General features: G+C 66.3%; 10 protein-coding genes. 1 reads left to right on the top strand and 9 read right to left on the bottom strand.

Translation table 11 applies throughout. The features are described from left to right. Position 1: 1 nt before the first annotated feature. From AC1RB9_RS12360 to AC1RB9_RS12350, 3 genes are read right to left on the bottom strand one after another with little or no spacing between them, the layout of a single operon-like run. Positions 2-1,135, bottom strand: a complete 1,134-nt coding sequence (locus tag AC1RB9_RS12360) for an ABC transporter permease (RefSeq protein WP_003097570.1) — start codon at positions 1,133-1,135, stop codon at positions 2-4. Between the two features lie 12 nt (positions 1,136-1,147). Continuing rightward, positions 1,148-2,917, bottom strand: a complete 1,770-nt coding sequence (locus AC1RB9_RS12355; protein WP_003097571.1) for an ATP-binding cassette domain-containing protein — start codon at positions 2,915-2,917, stop codon at positions 1,148-1,150. Beyond that, positions 2,917-3,927 carry an HlyD family secretion protein gene (locus AC1RB9_RS12350; protein WP_003097573.1) on the bottom strand — a complete coding sequence of 337 codons (1,011 nt, stop codon included), beginning with the start codon at positions 3,925-3,927 and terminating at the stop codon, positions 2,917-2,919. Before AC1RB9_RS12350 ends, AC1RB9_RS12355 begins: the two co-directional genes overlap by 1 nt. A 110-nt stretch (positions 3,928-4,037) precedes the next feature. Here AC1RB9_RS12350 and AC1RB9_RS12345 point away from each other — a divergent pair, with 110 nt between their 5' ends. Beyond that, the gene (locus AC1RB9_RS12345; protein ID WP_003097575.1) at positions 4,038-4,688 is read left to right on the top strand and encodes a TetR/AcrR family transcriptional regulator; all 651 of its coding nucleotides are present in this window, start codon (positions 4,038-4,040) and stop codon (positions 4,686-4,688) included. Positions 4,689-4,694: 6 nt separating this feature from the next. Here AC1RB9_RS12345 and AC1RB9_RS12340 read toward each other — a convergent pair whose 3' ends face one another. The 6 genes from AC1RB9_RS12340 to AC1RB9_RS12315 form a co-directional block, all read right to left on the bottom strand. Next, positions 4,695-5,423, bottom strand: coding sequence for a thioesterase II family protein (locus tag AC1RB9_RS12340; RefSeq protein WP_223818294.1), 729 nt, complete (start codon positions 5,421-5,423; stop codon positions 4,695-4,697). 69 nt (positions 5,424-5,492) lie between these two features. Then, the gene (locus tag AC1RB9_RS12335; protein ID WP_003122615.1) at positions 5,493-6,986 is read right to left on the bottom strand and encodes an amino acid adenylation domain-containing protein; all 1,494 of its coding nucleotides are present in this window, start codon (positions 6,984-6,986) and stop codon (positions 5,493-5,495) included. Beyond that, on the bottom strand, positions 6,983-8,116 hold the full coding sequence (locus tag AC1RB9_RS12330) for an acyl-CoA dehydrogenase family protein (protein WP_003097582.1): 1,134 nt from the start codon (positions 8,114-8,116) through the stop codon (positions 6,983-6,985). Before AC1RB9_RS12330 ends, AC1RB9_RS12335 begins: the two co-directional genes overlap by 4 nt. A gap of 1 nt (position 8,117) precedes the next feature. Next, the gene (locus tag AC1RB9_RS12325; RefSeq protein ID WP_023103070.1) at positions 8,118-9,755 is read right to left on the bottom strand and encodes an NAD(P)/FAD-dependent oxidoreductase; all 1,638 of its coding nucleotides are present in this window, start codon (positions 9,753-9,755) and stop codon (positions 8,118-8,120) included. A gap of 55 nt (positions 9,756-9,810) precedes the next feature. After that, positions 9,811-15,030 (bottom strand): type I polyketide synthase, encoded by a 5,220-nt coding sequence (locus tag AC1RB9_RS12320; RefSeq protein ID WP_033873521.1) that lies wholly within the window; start codon positions 15,028-15,030, stop codon positions 9,811-9,813. A 43-nt stretch (positions 15,031-15,073) separates the two neighbouring features. Continuing rightward, entirely contained in the window at positions 15,074-22,339 is a 7,266-nt protein-coding gene (locus AC1RB9_RS12315; RefSeq protein ID WP_003451581.1) for a type I polyketide synthase, read from the bottom strand. Between the last annotated feature and the right edge of the window lie 31 nt (positions 22,340-22,370).

Here is a 22,370-nt window from a genome sequence, read left to right as displayed (position 1 = left end):
GTCAGTCCAGCTTCTTGCGTGTGCATAGCCGCGCAGCGTTCAGCAGGAATACCGCGTAGCCGGCGAGGATGAGCAGGTTCTTCAGCGCCAGGTGCCAGTTGTCGCCGGCCAGGAACAGGGTCTTGACCAGTTCCATAAAATAGGTCGCTGGCAGGATCGAGCCGACCAGGCGGATGAAGGTCGGCACGTTGCGCAGGTCGAACAGGAAGCCCGACAGCATTAGTGCAGGAAGGAAGCTGGAGAGGATCGCTACCTGGCTGGCAAGGAACTGGTTGCGTGTCCTGGCGGAGATCAGCAGGCCGATGCCGAGGGTGACGAACAGATACAGCATGGAACTGAACAGCAGCAGCACCAGCGATCCCTGTATCGGTACGCGGAACAGCAGGCGGGCCGACACCAGGCACATCGATAATCCCAGGAGACCAACCAGGAAGTAGGGGATGATCTTGGCCAGCAGGATCTCCGCGGAGCGCACCGGGGTGACGAAAAGGGACTCCAGCGTCCCCCTCTCCCATTCGCGCGCCACCACGAGCGAGGTCAGGAAGGCGCCGACGAGGGTGATGATAAGGGCGATCAGCCCCGGTACCAGGTACCAGGTACTGCTGTTGGCGGCGTTGAACCACATCCGCTCGACGATCCGCACGCCCCCCTGCACCCGCTCGCCGCCCAGACGGTCCACGCGTTGCTCGTGCCAGACCCGCAGCGCCCCGTTCACGTAGCGCCCGAGGGTGGCCGCGCTGTTCGCGTCGGCACCATGCAGGAGTAGCTGGATGCGCCCGTCCCCCTGCTCCAGGCGTCGCGAGAAATCCACCGGGATGCGCAGGATGCCGTCTACCGTACGCTGCCGCATCAGGTCTTCCGCCTCGCGGATACTTGCCACCTGGACGGTCGAGAAGTAGCTCGAGCCCGCCAGCTTCGCAGCCACGTCCCTCGCAGCCGGCGAGCTGTCCTCGAGAACGATCGCCAGGGGCGTGTTGCGGATATCCAGAGAAAGCCCGTAGCCGAAGATCAGGATCAGCACGATGGGCAGGATCACGCCGATCGCCAGGTTGCTCCTGTCGCGCAGCAACTGGCGGAGTTCCTTGCGCGTCAGGGCGACGAGGCGCCGCCTGAAACCGCTATCCGGATGGTGCATGCGTCGTTCCTCCTAGCCCGCCGCCATGCCCAGTCGGGCGCGCGAGCGCTCGACCACGGCGATGAAGGCACTGTCCATGTCGGAAGCCTGCTCGCCTCCCTGTCGCCGGACCTCTTCCGGCGTTCCCAGCGCCAGCAGGCGCCCGGCATCCTGGATGACGATCCGGTCGCAGTACTCCGCTTCCTCCATGAAGTGCGTGGTGATGACGACGGTGGTCCCCGCCGCGGCCAGTTCGGTGATCTGCCGCCAGAAGGCGCGGCGCGCCAGCGGGTCGATGCCGCTGGTAGGCTCGTCGAGGAAGAGGATGTCCGGCTCGTGGAGCAAGGCCACCGCCATGGCCAGGCGCTGCTTGTAGCCGCCCGGCAGGTCCCCGCTGCGATCATTGCGCTGCCCCTGCAACTCGAACTGGCGCAGGACGGTATCGAGCCGTGCCTTGAGTCGCCCCCCGAACAGGCCGTAGGCCCCGCCGAAGAACTCCAGGTTCTCCTGGACAGACAGGTTGCCGTAGAGAGAGAACTTCTGCGAAACGTAGCCGATGCGCCGCCGAGCGGCGGCCCGGGCGCTCCTCAGGTTAACCCCGGCCACTTCCAGGTGGCCGCTGGAGGCTGGCAGCAAGCCGCAGAGCATGCGAAAGGTGGTGGTCTTGCCGGCTCCGTTGGGGCCGAGCAGACCAAAAATCTCGCCCTTGAACACTTTGAACGAGGTACTGGCGACCGCCGTGAAATCACCGAACTTGCGCACCAAGTCGCGGACCTCGATGATCGGGCGACGCTCGCTCTCCAGTTCCTCCTCGCCGCCCGGCTCGTCCGCAGGCGCCTGGGGAGAGGGCTGGCCCTGGTCGCTGGCGTGCTCGCGCAACAGCACCATGAAGCCATCCTCGAGACGAGCCGCCAGCGGCTGCGCAGCCTGCTCTCCGTGTAGCGAGGGAATCTCCTCGAGCGACGCATGGCCGGAGCGGATGAAACGCACCTGGCCACCATGAGGAACGGCATCGACGATATGCTCCCGGTCATCGATCAGCCTGGCCTGCAAGGTCCTGGCCGGCACCCCGGCTGCCGGCTCGATGCCATAGCACAGGTCCTTGGCACGCTCGCTCAGGTCTTCCGGGGTTCCCTCGGCGATCAGGTTGCCCTGGTACAACACGAAGACCTGGGCGCAACGCTGCGCCTCGTCCATGTAGGCGGTACTGATCAGCACGCTCAGCCGCTCCTGCTCGATCAGTTGCTCGATGATCTGCCAGAGCTCACGGCGTGACAGCGGATCCACGCCGACCGTGGGTTCGTCCAGCAGCAGCAGGTCCGGCGAACGCACCAGGGTGCAGGCCAGGCCGAGCTTCTGCTTCATGCCACCGGACAACTGGCCGGCCAGGCGCCCGGTGAAGCGTGAAAGATCGGTCATCTCCAGCAGACGCGCAAAACGCTCCTTGCGCTGGCCAGGTTCCACACCGTGCAGGTCGGCGTAAAGATCAAGATTTTCCTGGATCGTCAGGTCCTCGTAGAGTCCGAACTTCTGCGGCATGTAGCTGATCCGGTCCTGCACGGCTTGGGGTTCGGCGCCAACGTCCAGCCCGAGTACCCTCAGTTGCCCTCCATCGGCCTTCATCAGCCCGGCGATCAGTCGCAGCAGGGTGGTCTTGCCGGCACCGTCCGGCCCGACCAGGGCGCTGAGCCGCCCCGCCGGAATCCGCAGGCTGACCTCGTCGAGCGCGACTAGCGGGGTGCCGCCGCGGGTGGCGAAGCGCTTGACCAGTCCACACGCCTCTACCGGGACCACCGTCTCCATCACTGCCCACCCCCGGCGCCGGGTTCGTCGAGGTAGACGGTGGCGGGCATCCCCAGCCGCAGGCGATCCTCGGGATCGTCCAGCAACACCCGGATCTCATAGACCAGGCTGGTCCTCAGGTCCTCGGTCTCCACCGTCTTCGGGGTGAACTCAGCAACCGAGGAGATATAGCCGACCCGCCCATCGACGGGCCGCTCCGGCACGCTGTCGGTGACCACCCGCGCCTTCTGTCCGGGATGCACGCGTCCCAGTTGCCGCTCGTTGACATAGGCGCGCACCCATTTCGGATCGGTCAGCGCCAAAGCGAACACCGGCCTGCTCGGCGAAGCCATGTCGCCCGGTTCCAGCAAGCGCGTCCGGACGGTCGCGTCGCGAGGTGCCTTCAATTGCGCCTGCGAAAGATAATGCTCGAGAAGCCTCAGGTCGGCCCGGGCGACCTCCAGTTCGGCCTGCGCCTGGGCGATGTCCTCGTCCCGCGGGCCGATGTCGGCGAGCTGCCAGGCCTTGCGCTGGTTCTCCACTTCGGCCCTGGCGACCTTCAGTCGCGCGGCGGCCGCATCCAGGCTCTGCCGACTGACGCCCTTGCCGTCGGTGCCACCGGCGATCCGCTGCAGGCGCACCAACTCCAGGCGGGCCAGTTCGGCTTCCGCCTGTGCCGCCTGCAGGCGCGCCCTGGACTGGTCGACCTCCTGCGGCCGGGTGCCGTTGCGCAGGCGCAGCAACACTTGCTCCTGCACACCGATCCTCGCCCTGGCGGTCTCGATACGCAGGCGAAGGGTACGCGTATCGAGCTCGGCCAGAACCTGCCCGGCGCGCACCTTGTCGCCTTCCTCCGCATGCAGCGCAACGATTCGTTCGCTGTTCTCGAACGCCAGGGAAACCTGACGGATGTCGACGTTGCCGTACAGTTTCAGGGCATCCTCGCTGTCGTCCGCGCCAAGGAAATACCAGCTCGCCCCCGCTCCTATGGCAAGCAGTACGGCGGCTCCGGCAATCAGCTGCTTCTTCATGTCTGGGTCCCTTGGTCAGCGCAGGAGATGTCGAAATCAAATTCCAATTGAATTTGATCTAGTAAATAACAGACAATCGCCCTTATCAACCCCCTGACAGCAGGACTCCCATGAGCACACGACGCCGCACCCCACGAAGCGACGGCGAAAGTACCCGCGCACGGATTCTCGAAGTCGCCGGCCGGCTGTTCGCCCAGCACGGTTATGCCAATACCGCCAGCAAGGCCATCTGCGAGGAAGCTGGGGCCGACCTTGCCGCGATCAACTACCATTTCGGTAGCCGCGACGCCTTGTACAAGGCGGTGCTGGTCGAAGGACACAAGCAGTTCGTCAGCCTGCACGACCTCCGCGAACTGGCGGATAGCGCTCTTCCGCCGGAAACCAAGCTGGAGCGTTTCATCAATGCCATTGTTTCCCGCCTGCTCGACGACCGCAGTTGGCAGAGCAAGGTCTGCGCTCGCGAAATCCTCGCGCCGACGGCGCACTTCGCCAGCCTGATCCGCGAGGAGGTGATGCCCAAGTTCGAAGCCTTGGAGCGGATCATCGGCGAGATCACCGGCCTGCCCCGCCACGACCCCGCCCTGTCGCGCTGCGTCATAAGCATCATCGCGCCCTGCCTGATGCTGATGGTCATCGATCGCGACCAGTCGAGCCCGATGCAAGCGATCCTGCTGCACGACGCCGACGCCCTGAAGAACCACCTGAACCTCTTCGCCCGCAGCGGACTGGAAGCCATACGCCGGCACCACGACCCCTCCTGACGCGGCTCAGAGTGTGACGAACGCGCACGAGACCGCGCTGCTCGCAGTCAGTGCCGAGCGAATCCGGGCCATGGCCTGGACCCCGCTTTCGTTGAGGAAAAAATGCCCGCCCGGTAGGCAGGCATGCTCGAACGGCCCGCTGCTGTAGCGCCGCCATTCCGCCATCCGATCGGCGGGGGCGATTCGATCTCGATCTCCCGCCAGGCAGGTCAGCGCGCAGTCCAGCGGCTGCGGCTCCCGGCAGCCATGGGAGTAGACCAGCTCGATATCCGCCTGGATGATCGGCAGGAACATCTCCATGAGGTCGGGCTCGCCAAGGACGATGTCAGGCACCCCGCCCATTCTCCCGAGCAGCGTGATCGCCTGGTTGGCCGGCAGGCGATGCAAGGGCTGCACCGCCTGCCCTAGGTGCGGCGGAGCCATGCCGGAAAGCACTAGCCGACAGGGCTCCGTCCGCCCACGCGCGCGCAGGACGCAGGCGACCCGGTAAGCCAGCAGCGCGCCCATGCTATGGCCGAAGAAAACATACGGGACATCGTCGTCGAACAGGTTCGCCAGGCAATCGGCGATCGCCCCGCCGGCCTCCTCCATGTCGCGGTAGGGAGCCTCGGCCGCACGGCTTTCCCGGCCGGGCAACTGCAGTGCGTAAAGATCGACGCTGTCGTACAGCGGCAGGAACCAGTTATGGAATACCGACGCACCGCTGCCGGCATAGGGAAAGGTGAATAGTCGCATCTTTCCCCGTGGCCGGTTGGCATAGGGAAACCAGAGGGCCATTTCCGACATCGCAGAGAGCCTCATCTGTCAGTCCTCCACCAGGGCTTTCAACTTGAAGCGATCGACCTTGCCGTTAGCGTTGCGCGGCAGTTCCGCTAGCGTCTTCGCCCGGTCGACGATCATGTAGCGCGGCAGTCGCTCAGCGCAGTGACGCTTGAGTTCGATGAGCGAGACTGCCTCGCCATCGCTTGACACCAGGAACGCCCAGAGCGCGGCGTCCATGCCGCCACCGGCGACGATCACCGCAGCCTCGCGTACCCGCGGATGGGCCAGCAGAGCGGCCTCCACCTCGCCCCGTTCGATGCGATAGCCACGAACCTTGAGCATGTCGTCACGACGACCGAGATACTCGTAGTTGCCATCGTCCAGTTGCCTGACGAGGTCGCCGGTGCGATAGCTCCCGGTAACCGCCGGCTGGCCGAAATAGCCGAGCATCACGGTGGGGCCGCGAACGATCAGCTCGCCCTCCTCCCCGACCTCGCAGCGCCGGCCATCGTCCTTTTCCGCCCAGACTTCGTCGCCGGAAGCAGCCGTCCCGATGGGCACCGGCTGGAGACGAGCAGGATCGACCGCGACAACCTCGTAACAGGTGCAGACATTGGTCTCGGTGGGACCGAACAGGTTGGCCATGCGCAGCCCTGGGAACGCTTCCCGGAGCACACGCAGGTGTTTGATCGGAAAAGGCTCACCGGCGAACAGCACGACTCTGAGGGAGTCCGGGCAAGACTGCAGCAGGTTGCCGTCGCGCATCATCATGAGCAGGACCGAAGGTACCGAATACCAGACGCTGATCCGCTGTTCCTGGAGGAACGCCGTCAACAGCGCCGGGGAAAAGGCGATGCCTTCCGGAACCAGGCAAACCGCCGCGCCACGGCTGAAGGCGCAATAGAGATCGAGCACCGACAGGTCGAAATGGAACGGAGCATGGTTGGAAAACCGATCGCGTGCCTCGAAGGCAAAACGCTCATTGGCCCACTCCACGAAGGCCAGGGCATTGCGGTGGCTCAGCGCAACGCCTTTCGGCGTGCCGGTAGAGCCCGAGGTGTAGAGGATGTAGGCCAGATCGTGTTCGCCTATTTCCTCCGGGGCGGATGCGCTGGCGGGTAGCTCGACATGAGACCAGTGCAGGGGGCATGCGGGATCGTCCAGGACCACGATACGCGGGCGCCGTTCCAGAGCGTCCAGATCCGCCAGACGACTCGCGGTGGAAAAAACCAGGCTCGCCCCGCTGTCGGCGAGAATCTTTTCCAGCCGTGACACCGGTCCCAGCGGATCCACCGGGACATAGACAACGCCCTGGCGCAAGGCCCCCTGCATCAGCGCCGGCAACTCCACCGACTTTTCCGCCCAGAGCAGGATCCGCTCTCCGCGCCCCACCCCCAGCGCAACCAGCAAGCCGGCATAGGCCTCGGCCCGCGCGTCCAGTTCGGCATAGCTACAGGAGCCGGCCTGGTCAACGACGGCGATATTGCCCGGATACTCGCGCGCACTGCGCACGAGGCACTCATGCAGGAGCTTCATAGGCCGAGCTCCCGGGCAACGATCTCGCGCTGCATGTCCGAGGTTCCGGAAAAGATCACCGTGCCGACCGAGTCGCGGAACATTTCCTCGATGCCGAACCCCTCCAGGCAACCACGACCGCCGAAGATGCGCACAGCGTCCAGGCTCGAGGCCAGCGCGCCCTCGCTGATGGCCAGTTTCGACAAGGCGATGTGGAGTTGCTGGGGATCGCCCTGGTCCATGCCCCAGCAGGCCCGGTACAGCAGCAGGCGGGAGGATTCCAGGCGAAACTTCATTTCGGCGATACGGTGCGATACCGCCTGGTAGGCGCCGATTGCCTTGCCGAACTGGCGACGCGAACGGGCGTAGGCAAGCGTCTCTTCGAGTTGGCGCTCCATCATGCCCAGGAATGCCGCGAACAGGCAGGCGCGCTCCCAGCCCATCGAACTCTGGAACACGAAGCGGCCCTGCCCTTCTTCACCCAGGCGGTTGGCAACAGGGACCCGGCAGCCGGCGAAAGTCACTTCGCCGGCAGGACAGCTGCGCAGGCAGACCTTGCGCAACGGCTCGCTGACCATAACGCCCGGGCGCTCGCTCTCCACCACGAACCCGGTGATGCCCAGCGCACCGTATTCCGGCTGGGTGGTGGCGTAGGCGACGAATACATCAGCTACCGGTGCGTTGCCGGCGAAGCTCTTGAAACCGTCAAGGATATAACCACCGTCGTCCTGCGGCAGTGCGCGGGTCTTCAGTGCGGTCGAGTCGGAACCCGCGCCTGGCTCGGTGATGGCGTTGGAGCCGATCAGTTCGCCACTGGCCATCTTCGGCAGCAGGTCGCGCCGCAGCGATTCGCTGGCGAATTCGACGATGGGCATCGCGCAGGCGAACTGGTGGGCTGCCGCTGCAAACACCAGGCCCATGTCCGCACAGGAGTGTCCGAAGGCGTGCATCGCGACCGCCGTCGACAGCGCGCCAAGCCCCTGCCCGCCATAGTCGCGGGGAATGGAGAGGCCGAGCAGGCCGGCCTCCCCGCAGACAGCCCATTGCTCGGGCGAGAAATGCGCGGTCGGGCGCTCCGGCAGGCGTTCGCGGCAGGTCTCAGCGATTTGTCGTGCCAGCTTTTTCTGGGAATCGTCAAGGTTGAAGTCCATGTCAACTCTCCTTGCGCATGGATGGGTTTCTGAAGGAGCGGTAGAAGATCAGGCGCCCCACTTCCGAGGGCACTTTCACCAGCCCCCACCACAACGCCTTGAGCTTTCGCCAGGTAGTCAGCTGATAGACACGAGCGTCAGGATCAGCAAAATCAAAAATAGGCGGAACAAAATCGGCAGCGGCAAGCTGCGCGAAGATCTGCCGCGCGGCGTCGGACGACGACAGGTTCCCGATCTCGACTTCATGGCAACGTTCCAGTGCGAAGTTCAGGATGTCCTTGTAGCCCTGGTAGAGCGGCATCCAGAAACCGTCGTCGGTGACCCGGTCGATCTCGTCGAAGACGTGCGGATCCCGGGTCCGGGCGAAGGCATCGTTGATCTTGCGGGCGGTGATGGTGGCAGCGATCGATTGCAGCAGCCAGACACGAGCGTAGGCGTTCCAGAGATCCGGATCGCGGAAAGCAATATAGGCTCCCCGGGTGATCCGGTCGTTCAGGTGGACGATGCTGTTCTGGATGCCGACGAACGCCTGCAAGGCGGTGCTCTGGTAATCGCCCTGGCGTGCCGCATCGATCAAACGGTGCGCCAGCGCCAGGACCAACTCGCCGGCGTTGGACAGCTTTCGGGAAAACAGCAGGTCATTGGACGCCGCCCCCTCGTCGAACAGCAGGTGGCGTCGGCCCAGGGGCTCATGGTGGAAGTGCTGGGCTGGTGCCCGGACCTGCCACTCCCCTACCCGCCGTGCACTCGCCAGGTGCTGGCGCAGCGAAGGATAGCGGTCGATCAGTTCGGCCAGCAGGCGATCCCCATCGGCCGGATCGAGCATTCTCCGATTGATCGACAGCAGCACCGAGACCCGCGGATTCCGCGAGTGTTGGTGGTTGTTGAAGGGGATCACGCCGATCCAGCCCTCGGCGAACACATGGTGCAGCGTCCCGGCATGCCATTGGCCTGGAAAGTCGGACGACACGCAGGCGTCGAACGGCTCGACATCCAGCATGTGCGCCGCCAGGCAGGTCGAGGCTGTCCTCAGCGGCGCCTCGTCCGGCATCCGCGGCAACGCTTTCGCCAGCGCGCCCCCGCGATAGCTGCCATCGACCAGGAAGTCGGCAGCGACCCACTGGCCTTGCCGGGTGAGGACCCGCACTCCCTTGTCGTCATGCAATTCGATCCGCGCATCCGTGCCGACCGAGAAGACTGTCGCACCGTAGCGCACCGCGGCGTTCAGCAGATGAGCATCGACATCCGGTCGGTAGAGATGGTTCTCGCCATGCTCCGAGGGCACGTTGAACTGCAGGGCCTTGCCCATGTCCACGGCGCGACCGGGCTCGTGATAGATGAAACCGAGGTTCTTCTTGACCCCGGAAGACGGCATTACCTGCCTATGGATATCGCGGGTCCGGGCGATATCCTTGATCTCCGCGACCTGGTAACGGTCAGCGACCAGTTCGAAGATCATCGAGGTATAGGGAATCGTCGCCTCCCCCGTGGTATCGGGCTCTGTCGAACGGTCCTGGAACAGGGCCACGCCAATGCCATTACGCGCCAAGCACGCGGCGAGCATGTACACGCTCGCCGTGGAGCCGAACAGCGCGATATCGAAATGCCTCGTTCCAGGCATGCTGGACATACCAACCATGGTGACCTCACCGTTGCATGAAGGATGGAAAGGGCGACGCGCGCCGCCCCGCTGTCTATACGGCGTCGAGCACTCCTTGTTGTTCGATGGACCTGGCGAGGAAATCCGGCCACATCAGGCCGGGGCACTCGAGGAATTCCCGGGCCTTTATCTGCACCTTCAGGTCGCGCCGGCAACGCGCCACCATCTCCATCACCAACAGAGAATCGAGTCCGTAGTCCATGAGACTGCCTCCGTCCTCGAGCTTGGCCCGGACCTGCTCGACCTTCACACCCAGCAGGTTGGCGTACTGCCCCCAGACATAGTCATCGACCAACTGGAAGCGCTCGCGCCCCTCCACCGCGGAAAGCTTCCGCAGCAAGCCCTGGTCCGCCGCGACATCGCCGGGCCTGGTCGGTGTGTCCTCGACCTCGATGTGCTCCAGCAGGGGCTGCGCCCCGCGCGACTCGAGCAAGGCCTTGAAGCGCGCCCAGTCGACCCCGGCGATCACCTGGTGGCCAACGTCGCTGCCCAGCAAGCGGGCCAGCAAGCCGATGCCCTGGGCCGGCGCCAGCGGTTTCAGGCCAACGCTCTTGAGGAAACCGAGCACTTCCTCGTCGAACAGATGACTACCGCCAGCCCACAGCCCCCAGTCGACCACCAGCGCGGGCAGCCCCAGGGCATGGCGATAGGCCGCGAGGCCATCGAGGAACTGATTGGCTGCGGCGTAGCTGGCGATGTGCTGGGAGCCCCAGACGCAAGCGATGGTCGAGCACATGGCGAAGAACTCCAGTTCCAGCCCCAGGGACAATTCATGGAGCAGCCAGGCGCCGTCCACCTTCGGCCTCAGCACCCGGTCGAAGCTGTCGCGGTCGGCGTCTCGAAGATCCTGTGGAATCGAAATGCCAGCGGCATGGAAAATTCCGCGGAGCCCACCCGGCATCGCCGACAGCTCCTCGAACAATGCGCTCATCTCCGCCTTCGAGGCGATGTCCGCCTGTACGTAGCGAACCCGGGAGACCGCCGCACCGAAGCGCGCCAGTTTCTCGCCCTGGGCCCGCGCCGGACTGCGTCCGGTGATGACCACCTGACCAGCGCCGTGCGCCAGTAGCCAATCGGCCATGCCCAGGCCTATCCCACCCATTCCCCCGCTGATCAGATAGCAGCCATCCTTGCTCGGGGCGAAGACGGAGTTCGGCCAACCAGTGCCGGTGTCGCGCTCCAGGCGATGCACCCGGCGGCCATCGCGACGCAGGCAGACCTGATTCTCACCATCGTTCAGCAGCAGTTCGTCCAGCAGGTTGGCGCACCAGTCGGGGTCGTCCGGCGCCAGGTCGACCAACCCTCCCCAGTGCTCCGGATGCTCGAGCGCCATGCTCTTGCCAAGCCCCCATAGCGGGGCTCCCGCCACGTTCACCGGCACGCCGCTGGCGAGCCCGGCGGCCTGGGCGCCAAAGGTGACCAGCCAGAGCCGGCCAACGGCCTCGTCGCCAAGTGGCAGAATCGCCTGGATCAGCGCCAGCAACGGATGCAGTACCCGTGACCGCAGCGTGTCCAGGCTATCCAGGGTTGGCCCGGCCCCCCTTGCGCGTTCGTCGAGAAAAACGATATCGCAGGGGGCGACGCTATCCAGCGCCTCCTGCAGTTGGCCAGGCTGGAAGGGTTGCGCGCGCAGCCCGCGTGCCTGCATGAGCGCCGCCAACTGGCGAGCGGCCTCGATATCCGACGACAGCACCGCGAAACCTCGTTCGCCGAGACACGGGTTGCCTGGCTGGCGTGGCCGCGATGGCCAGTCGAGCCGATACAGCACATCGGGTTGCGCGATGCGTTCCACCAACCTGGCATCTTCCAGCGCCATCCCGAGCGACATCCCCTCGAGCGTACCGAGGAGCTCCTGACCGGCGTCGTAAAGGTTGCAGTCGAAGCCCACGCCATCCTCGGCCGGCATGAGGAGCGATCGCCAGGTCTGGTTCAACAGCGCACGGCGTCCGCGCATCCTGCGGATCGACTCGAGGGCGGAAGCCGGCTTGCCGTCGAGCAGGCGGGCGAACAGGCACCCGCTAGCAGCGCCGCCGAGTTCCACCGACCGCCCCTCCCCGTCCAGCGGCGACAGAGCGCTCGATGCCGGCAGCGCATGGACCATCGCCAAGACCGCCTCGCGCCAACCCAGGCCCGCCTGGCATTCGGCCTCGCTACGCAACGAGCAGGTGACGGACCAGCATTTTTCCGGCAAGGCTTCCAGCTCGGTATAGAGATAGAGCCGATCGCCAGGATGGATCGCCAGGCCCTCACCGAGTCGCTCCAGGCTCAGCTCGAAGTCATCCAGACCGAGGTGGTCAAGGACATCCTCGAGCAGGAGCGAAAGCAGCCTGCCTGGCTCCAGCCGCACCAGCTCCTCGCTAGCCGTGGCGCCCAGCGCCAGCATGGCATCGGCGTCGAGGGTCGCCTCGAAGACCGGGAATGGCGCATTGATCGGTTGCCCGAGCAAGCGTCCCACGCCGCCAATCTGGCTGCGCCCGCCAGCCTGGGCACGGGCCGGGGTAAACCAGTAGCGCTCGCGCTGGAAAGCATAGCCAGGCAACGCCTGGCGCAAGGCGCCGTCGTGCGCATGCAGGCGCTGCCAATCCAGGTCGACGCCACCGGTGTACAACTGCGCAGCCGCCAGGCGTATTTCCCGCGCTGCATCACCGCCACGGCGCATGCTGGGCACGACGAGCAATGACCGGTCCACCTGGTGACGAAGCACCAGCGGTGTCAGCACCGCTTCCGGCGCGACTTCCAGGAACAGCTCGGTACCCTGCTCCAGCAAGGTACGTACGCCGTCGCTGAAACGTACGCTGTCACGGCTATGGGCACACCAGTAGTCGGCGGACGACAGGCTTTCCAGCGTATGCAGGCGTCCGCTGACGCCGGACACCAGCGGTATCCGCGGCTCGCTGAAACGGATCTCGCGGACTACCTCGCGGAAACGCTCGAGCATGGGCTCGGCCGCGGCACTGTGGAAGGCGTGGGAAACCGCGAGCTTGCGGGTCCTCACCTGCATCGCCGCGAGTTTTTCCAGCAGCACTTCGACGTCCGCTTCAGGACCGGCGACGACCAGGTCCTCGGGACTGTTCACCGCCGCCAGCTCGATACCCGCCAATCCTTGCTCGCGCAGCAGCCCGAGCAATTCCGCTTCACCGAGGTTCACGGCATGCATCACCCCTCCGGCGGTCATCAGTTCCTGGGCCAGGCGTCCGCGCGCCTCGACCATCCTCAGGGCGTCCTCCAGCGTGAGGGCCCCGGCGATACAGGCGGCGCCAATTTCACCGAAACTGTGACCGAACAGCGCGCCGGGGAGCACGCCCCAGGCCATCCACAAGCGGGCCAGCGCGTATTCCACGGCGAAAATCGCCGGCTGCGCATAGCGTGTCTGCGCCAGCAACGCCTCTGCCTCCGGCGTCGACTCGAACAAGGCGCAGGACAGCTCGACACCCATCCCGCGCAACGCCACGAGACACTCGTCCAATGCCTCACGGAACGGCAGCTCGCTGTCGTACAGCGTCCTGGCCATTCCCGGATACTGGCAGCCCTGGCCGGGAAACAGCCAGGCGGATGCCGGCGGCACACCAGGCCGACAGACACCCTCGAAGGTATCGCCGACCAGCTTCCGAGAAGCGTAGGCCGCCAATTGCTCGCGTAGGCGCTCACGGTCGTCGGCGACGCAAGCGAAACGATGCTCGAAGTGCGCGCGACCGGCGTTCACCGTATAGCAGAGGTCTTCCAGCGGCACCTGCGGATGTTCGGCGACATAGCGCTCGTAACGTCCGCACATCTGCCGCCTCGGTGTCTCGCCACGGCCGGACGCGGTGAACAGCTGCCAGGGATTGCCCCGGCCCGTTCCGCGCGCCCGCGGTGTAGCGTCGCCGACCAGCACATGGGCGTTGGTTCCGGTCACGCCGAACGAACTCACGCCGGCCAGCCGCTGGCCCTCGTGACGCGGCCAGGGAGTCGCCTCGCGCACCACCCGCAACGCCATGCGTCGCCATTCGACGCGTGGGTTGGGAGTGTGGAAGTTGACCTGTCCGGGCAACTCGTCGTGTTGCAACGCGAGCAGGATCTTCGCCAGTCCCGCAGCGCCGGCCACTGGCTCGAGGTGGCCGATGTTGGCCTTTATCGATCCCACCAGCAGCGGCCTGTCAGCCGGGCGCTGCGCGCCGAGCACGGCATCCAGCGCGCGCAGTTCGATCGGGTCGCCCAGCGGAGTGCCGGTACCATGTGCCTCGATGTAGTCGACCTGGCTCGCCTGGGCTCCGGCATTGCGCAAGGCAGCGGCGATCACCGCTTGCTGGGCGTGGATGTTCGGAACCGTGATTCCGCTGCTGGAGCCGTCGTTGTTGAGCGCGCTACCCTGGATCACCCCGAGCACCGGATCCCGGTCACGCTCGGCGTCGGCCAGGCGCTTGAGAACCAGCACCACGCAGCCCTCTCCCCGGCCATAGCCGTCGGCGGCGGCGTCGAAGGTCTTGCAACGCCCATCGCTGGCGACCGCCCGCAACTTGCTGACCAGGACGAAACCATAGGGCGAAAGGATCAGGTTCACCCCGCCGGCCAGCGCCAGGTCGCTTTCGCCGCTGCGCAGGCTCTGGCAGGCCTGGTGCAGCGCCACCAGCGAAGACGAGCAGGAGGTGTCGATCATCATCGCCGGGCCTTGCCCGCCCAGGGTGTAGGCGATACGTCCGGCGATAAAGCTGGTCTCGCCGTAGAACTGGTGCGCATTGACGTCAGCCACCTCGCCGAGTTGCTGGCGCAGCCGTACATAGTCGTTGGTACTGGCCCCCATGAACACGCCCAGCTTGCTGCCATCGAGGGAAAACGGGTCGATAGCCGCATGCTCCAGCGCTTCCCAGACAACTTCGAGCGCGATTCGCTGTTGCGGGTCCATGCCCTCGGCCTCGCTCGGCGAGATACCGAAGAAGGCCGCGTCGAAGCGCTCCACGCCTTCGACGAAGCCGCCGCGCATCACGTAGGCCTTTCCCGGGACATCCGGGTCGGGATCGTAGTAATCGGTGGCGTAGCGTCGCTCGGCGGGCATGTCGCCGGTCGCGTCGGTAGCGTTCTTCAACAGGCTCCACAGCCGCCTGGGGCTATCCGCGCCACCCGGCAGGCGGCAACCCAGGCCGACCACCGCGATCGGTCCGGCCCCGCTGTGCGTCCTTCCCGCCAGCTTCTCCTTCAGGCTGCGGATAGTGCCGATGGCCTGGGCGAGACTGGCCTCCAACTGCTGCTTGCTCACATCTGACGTTTCGTTTTCCATGAAAGGCCTCGATCGGGTCTCAGTCGTCCTGCGGTGCGGTGAACTAGTAGTTCTCGATATCTCTCAGTTCCTCTTCCAGCGCGTCGATCAGCTCGCTGCGCGACAGCGCGGATATCTCGCGCCGCTCGCCGGGCTCCTGCGCGGGGCGCGCCGGGGGCTCGGTGGACACGGGTGCGGGCCCGGCCTGCAGGTGCAGGGCGAGATAGTCGGTGACGGCATCTATCGAGCAGTATTCGAAGGCGAAGGTGGCGGGCAGCTGGAGACCCAGCGCGCGGCCGAGGCGCGAACGGAAATCCAGCGACATCACCGAGGACATGCCCATCTCGGTGAAGCCCTTGCTGCGCTCTATGGCATCCGCATCCGGATAGCCGAAGACTGCGGCGACCTGTTCCGCTACCAATGCCGCCAGGGCCCTGCGCCTCAGGTGCTCGGGCATCCGCGCGAACCCCGCAGCCCGTTCCGGAACCGTCGCGGACGGCTGTCCGAGCCGGTCCAGCAGCGGCCACGGCAGCTCGTTCTGGTAGAGCGGCTTCAACTGCGCCCAATCGACACCATCGGCCAATCCGACACAGCCGTCGGGCTCCTCCAGCAGAGTCTCGAGCGCCCGAACGAGCCGCTCCTCCTTCAGCGGCTGCAGGCCGCTGCCCAGCAGGCGTTGACGAACCTCGTGCAGACCATCCAGCTCGGCCTCGGTCTGCAGGCCCAGCAGCAACTGGCAGGGAAGTCCCGCGCGGCGGCGTTCGCCGTGAAGCCACAGGGCGAAGCCATCGACCATCGCCTGGTGGGCGAAACCCGCCCCCCCCAGCAGCGAGGACAGGCTGCCCAGAATCAGGAAGAACGCCAGCGGCTGTCCCGCCAGCAACCCATGGAAGTTCTCCAGCGCGTGCATTTCGCGCCGAGCGGCGGCAACCCGGGTGGCGGATGTCGGCTCTTCCAACCGACCAGCGGTCCATTCCGGCCGTGCCTGGATGAAACCAGTGATCGACTGCTCCGCCTGCAGGCGCCCAAGGACCTCGGCCAGGGCGCGACGGTCCGCGCAATCGACAATCAATGTCTCCGGCAGTGGCGCGCCGGCCCACTCCACGGGCAGTCTCGGTGGCTGTTCGCACAGCACCACCAGGCGCCGCGCCCGGCGTACCGGCGAGAGCAGCAGGTAGGGCGTCAGGTCGGTACCGGCGCGGACATGCAACAAAACCGTGCCGCCCCCCGCCGAGGCGCTACCGATTCGGCGCGACGCGGCCGGTCGGACCTCCAGATACCGGGCGAAGACCCGCGTTCCGCGGATCTTCAGGTGATCGTGCCGGGGCACGCCGACAAGCAGGCGAGCGAAGCGATGCAGGCCGCGACCGTCGGCCGGGTCGAGCTCGACCACCCCACCCCACCAGGCGGGTTGTTCCAGCGCCAACGCCCGCGTCGCCCCATACAGTATCCCGAGCCTCCTGGCTGCGGCGGCATCGGCACGCTCGGCTGGCGGATGCAGGAACCAGATCGGCTTACCCGTCGGGCACGTCGCCACCGCCCGCCCCAGGGCGAGCAGAAAGTCAGCGAAACGCTGCTCGTCGCAGTCACCGCAGCAGGGCACGAGCAGGCCCTCACAGGTCGTATCGAGCGCAGCCTCGGCCAGCCACTCCGAGCGGTCCGGGACGTCCTCCCAGGGCATCTCGCGGACGCCCAGCCCGCGCGCCGAGAATGCCGAAACCAGGCGCGACATGCCGGCTCCACCAGGAAGCAGAAGCCGCCACTCGCCGCTTTTCCGTACCACCGGCTCATCCGGAAAGTCCTCCCAGCGAGCGACCAGGAAGGAGGCTGCCGGTTCATCCGCCAAGGCCAGTTGCTCTGGTTCGTCCGCCAGCAACAGCGGCCCTTCGAACAGGGCCACCACGCAGCCATCCTCGTCGACCGCGTACAGCGATTGCAGGCGCCCCAGTTCGGCGCCGGAAACCCGCACCGCAATGTGCTCGGGCAGGTCGTCCAGGACCTGCACCCGGGCGAATCCGACCACGGGAGCGGCATGGGCGCCTTCGAAGAGCGCGAGGGTTTCCGCCAGCAGCAGCCGTCGACGAGCCGCATCGCTGCGCAGAGGAAAGCGATAGTTGCCGTACCGGCCGTCGCGCTGCCCCTCGAGCGCGGCCGCAACCAGGCCGGCTTCGGCCTGGCCGAGGTCCGCCGGGGACAGTTCGAGCTGATCGACATCCGGGGAGGCGCACTCCAACGGCACGGCGCTGAGCACGTCACGCCATTCATGGTCATGCTCGCCACGCAACGCCAGGGTGATCGAGGCCTTGTCCGAGAGGCTCAAGGTCAGCCGCGAAGCGAGCGGCCCGCAACGCGAAAATCGTGGCACCGACAGGCGCAGCTCGACCAGGGCGAAGGCGCGCTCCGGCTCGGCCACTGCCAGCGCCTGCAGCAAGGCATCCAGCAGAAGCGCACCGGACGGATGCCAGTGAGTCTCGTCGCCGCTCTTTTCCTCGGGCAGGCGACCCAGCCATTGCCACTCGCCACCCATCCCACGGCTGTGCAACAGCAGGCACGGATGATCATCCTCCAGCGCCGGCTCCCGGACGCCATACTCGAGCCAGTAATCACGCAGTTGCCAGGGATAGGTCGGCAGGTCGACCCATGCCCGGACATCGCCGAACACCGCGAGCCAGTCCGCCGGCTGTCCATTCAGGAAGGCCGTGCACGCGCTGCGAGTCCCTTCGTCCAGCTCAGCAGGCATGCTTGCATCGATCCCCCGGCGCCAGTCCGCGAGCGCCACCGCGAGCTCGGCTGAACCGCGTCCGAACACCAGCAGGCGTGCCTTGAGCGGACTGCGGCCGAGCGCGGCACTACGGCAGACCGCCGCTGCGGACGCTTCGCCAGCGGCCAGGAAGCGCTCGTAGCTGGCGGCCATGTCCCGCAACGCCTCGTCGGTATGCGCCGAGAGGCACAACGGCCAGGGTCGCGAACCGTCGCCGTCGCTCCTTTCGCTGGGGTCCCGCACCTCACCGCGCAACAGCACATGGACATTGGTACCGGTGAAACCGAAAGCGCTGATGCCCGCGATCCGTTCTGCCGCTGGCACCTCCCAGGGCTGATTGGCCTGCGGCACCTGGAGACTCGTTGCCTGCCAGTCGAAGCGGCTGTTAGGACGCTGGAAGCCAGCCTGTCCGGGAATCACCCCACGCTCGACCACCAGGCAGGCCTTGATCAACGAAGCGATACCGGCGGCGGCCTCCAGATGTCCGACGTTACCTTTCACCGATGCCACCGCCAAGGGCACGCGCTCAGTACCTCGATAGGCGTTGGCCAGGGCCTGCAACTCGATCGGATCGCCGAGCACTGTGCCGGTCCCATGGGCCTCGACATAGCCCACCGCCGCGGCCGACAGGCTGGCGTTGGCCAGCGCTTCGCGAATCAACGCCTCCTGGGCCGGTCCGTTGGGTACCGTGAGCCCCGCGCAGGCGCCGTCATGGTTGACCGCCGAGCCCAGCAGAACGGCGATGACCCGGTCGCCGTCCGCCCGCGCCCGTTCCGCCCGCTTGAGGATCACCACGCCGCAACCCTCGCCGCGGCCGTAGCCATCGGCACGATCGTCGAAGGTCTTGCAGGTGCCGTCCGCCGATAGCGCACCGGCATCGCCCATGGATTGGAAGATTGCCGAGGATGCGATGACGTTCACCCCGCCGACGATAGCAATCTCGCACTCCCCGGCTAGCAGGCTGTTGCAGGCCAGGTGCACAGCCGTCAGCGATGACGAGCACGCCGTGTCCACGGTCAGGGAGGGACCGCGCAGGCCAAGGAAATGCGACAGTCGGCCGGAAATCGCCGAGAACGCGCTGCCGGTACCGTAGTTCGCGTCGATGCCGGCGGCGCAGGCCAGCAAACGTGCCTCGTAGTCGTGGGCATTGGCGCCGACGAAAACACCGACCTGGCGTTCGCGCAAGTCATGCGGCGGAATACCTGCCCGCTCCAGGGCCTCCCAGGCAACCATCAGGAACAGGCGTTGCTGCGGATCCATGCTGCCCGCTTCCCGTGGCGAGATCCGGAAAAAGTCCTCGTCGAACCCTTCCACGCGCTCGACCAGGCTGGCATGGCGCCGGGTGTTGACCGGCTCGGTCAGGCGCGACGACGGCACCGGCACGACGCATGTCGCCTGCTCGAGCAATACTTCCCAGAGCGCCTCGGGACTGTCCGCACGCGGCAGCCGGCAAGCCATCCCCAGCACTGCCACCTCGTGTCCGGTATCCGCCCCGCGCGCGGCTGGCGCACAGGTCGTCGGCTGGATTTCCTTCGCCGCACCCAACTGCTCGAGGCGCCGCGCCAGCGCCTCCAGATTCGGATAGTCGAAGCCGACCGTGGCAGGCAGTTCCAATCCCACCCGTGCCTCCAGCTTGCGCTTGAACTCGATCAGCGAGATCGAGGTCAGGCCGAGTTCGAAAAAACCCCTTTCGGCATCCAGCTCGTCGCATGGCACCCCGAGTATCTCCGACAACGCCGCGCTGACCACTTCCCGCGCCTGCGCCAGGGTGACCGCCGGGCGCGCCCCAGCCTTCTTCGCCGGAACATTGGCAAGCGCTGCCGCAGGCTCGTCGACCGTGCACAGGGCGACATCCTCGGCCGTGGCACAGAGTCGTCCCTCAGCGTCGAACACCTGCACCCTGGCATGCAAGGCTTGCGCGCGCGCCGGCACGCCCTGCGTCGCCTGGAACCAGTAGGCCTCGCGTTGCCAGGGGTAGGTAGGCAGTTCGACGAAGCCAGCGTCCCCCTGGTATGCCTTCCAGTCCGGCGCCACACCGTTTTCGTAAAGGCCGGCGAGGATAGCCGCCAGCTCCGTGGATCCATCGCCCTCGCGCTGCAGGGCGCTGAACACCCGCGCCGCTTTCCCGGCGCGCACCGCCAGTTGCTGGATCGACTGCGCCAGAACCGCGTGCGGCCCCAATTCGACGAACAGGCGTGCGCCGTCCTCGAGCAGTCGCTCGATAGCACGATCGAAGCGCACCACTCCGCGGGCATTGCGCACCCAGTAGGCGGCGTCGGCGCATTCGCCCTGCAGGTTAGCGGCGCTGCTGGAAATCCATGGAATTTTCGCGGCATCCGGCTCGATGTCGGCGAGACTGGCCTGGATGTCGGCAAGGCACGGCTCCATCTGCCACGAATGGAACGCATAGGGTGCCGGCATCAGGAAGGTGAACCTGCCGGCTTCTCCCAGGCGCTGTTCCAGGGCGGCCACGGCGCCCGCCTCACCGGATACCACGCAGGAGACGTGGCTGTTGACCACCGAGATTTCCAGCGACGGGCCAAGCATGGGTTGCAGCTCTTCGGCGGAAGCCCCGACCACCATCATGCGGCCGCCGCCGAGGGTACCCTTCATGGCGTTGGCGCGGTGATAGATGACCTGTACCGCCGAGCGCAGGTCCAGGGCGCCGGCGCACCAGGCCGCCGCCACCTCGCCCATCGAATGCCCAACCACCGCGCCTGGCGTGACACCCCAGCGGCGCAGGCATTCGGTGAGGGCGACCTGGATGGCGAAAATCGCCGGCTGGGCGATTTCGGTCAGGTGCAGGCGGGACTCCCCCGCCGGCCTGAGCAACTCGGTTTCGATCGACCAACCGGACCACTCGCGCATGTGCCGATCGCACAGGCGGATCGTCTCGAGGAAGGCCGGCTCGCGTTGCAGCAGGCCGGTGGCCATGCCGAGCCACTGCGCGCCCTGGCCGGTATAGACGAAAACCGGCCCGTCGGCCGGCTTGCCGTCGCGTATCTCGCTGACAGCAAGCGTTCCACCGCCAAGATACGCAAGCTGTTGCCGGAGGCTCGCGGCGTCGCCACCGACCAGCGCCGCGCGCCGGACATGGTGGTCGCGGTAGCTGGCCACCCGGGCGACGAAGGTGCGCAGGGCCGCGTCTTCCTCCGGCAGCGCCTGGGCATAGCGCCGCGCCAGCTCGCGTACGGCCGCTTCCGTCTTCGCCGACACCGGCAGCACCCAGGTCCGCTGAATGTCGACAGCATCCGGCGGCGCTTCAGCGCTATCCGCCCCTTCGAGGATGAGGTGGACATTCGTGCCGCTGAGGCCGAATGCACTGACGCCTGCCAGGCGCGGTCCTTCCGGCAGTGTCTCAAGGGAAGTTGCCACCCGCAGGCTGGAGCTCTGCCAGTCGACCAGCGCATTCGGCTTGACCAGGTGCAACTGCGGCGGTACTTCGCCATGGCGCAGCAACTGCATCGTCTTGATCACGCTAGCCATGCCGGCGGCGGCATCGAGGTGCCCCATGTTGGCCTTGACCGATCCCACCAGCAGAGGTTTCTTCCGCTGGCGGAAGACTTCGGCCAGCGACGACAGCTCGATCGGATCGCCCAGGGGCGTTCCGGTCCCGTGGGCCTCGACATAGGCGATGTCGTCGATCTCCAGCCCCGCAGCGTCGAGTGCCGCGCGTACCACAGCGGCCTGGGCATTGGCGTTGGGCACGGTCTGGCCGGCGCTCTCGCCGTCCTGGTTGATCGCCGAGCCACGAATCACCGCCAGGATCGGGTCGCCGTCGGCTCGAGCGTCCTCCAGACGCTTGAGCAGCAACGCGCCACCCCCTTCGCCGCGGACGATGCCATCGGCGGCGGCGTCGAAGACCCGGCAGCGTCCGCTCGGCGAAATCGCCTTGATCTGGCTCATGTAGATAGTCAGCTCGGGCGACAGCATCAGATTGACGCCAGCGGCTATCGCCAGGTCCGCCTCGCGATTCTGCAAGGCGCGACAACCCAGGTGAATCGCCACCAGCGAAGAGGAGCAGGCGGTGCTCACCGCCATCGCCGGACCGTGCACGCCAAGGTGATAGGCGATGCGCCCGGCGGCGAAGCTGAACTCCTTGCCAGCCGCATAGAATGGATTGATCGCCGGGATACCGGCCTCGCGCGCATGCAGGGTAAGGTAATCCATGCCCAGCATGCCGACGTAGACCGCAGTGCGGGAACCTTTCAGGCGTTCAGAGCAGAGCCCCGCCCGTTCCATGCATTCCCAGGCGACCTCCAGCAGCAGCCGCTGCTGGGGGTCCATTTCGCGAGCCTCGGAAGCGGATATCCCGAAGAAACGCGCGTCGAAGCGGTCCACCTCATCAAGGAAGGCCCCCTCCCGGCAATAGGTGGTACCGGGACGGCTCGCACCAGCGTCGTGAATCGCCTCGCCATCCCAGCGGCCCGCGGGGACCGGCCCGACGAAATCGGTCCCACGACGAAGGAGGTTCCAGAATGCCTCCGGCGACGACGCTTCGCCGGGAAAACGGCAAGCGCTGCCGATGATTGCGACGGGTTCGAAACCCGCAGATGCCTTCGGAACCATCCGAATCACTCCTCCATGTGGGTATTGCCCA

Source organism: Pseudomonas sp. 20-5 (assembly GCF_056782835.1).
The sequence above is the reverse complement of the archived record's forward strand: the minus strand, read 5'-3'. Positions and strand labels throughout refer to the sequence as shown.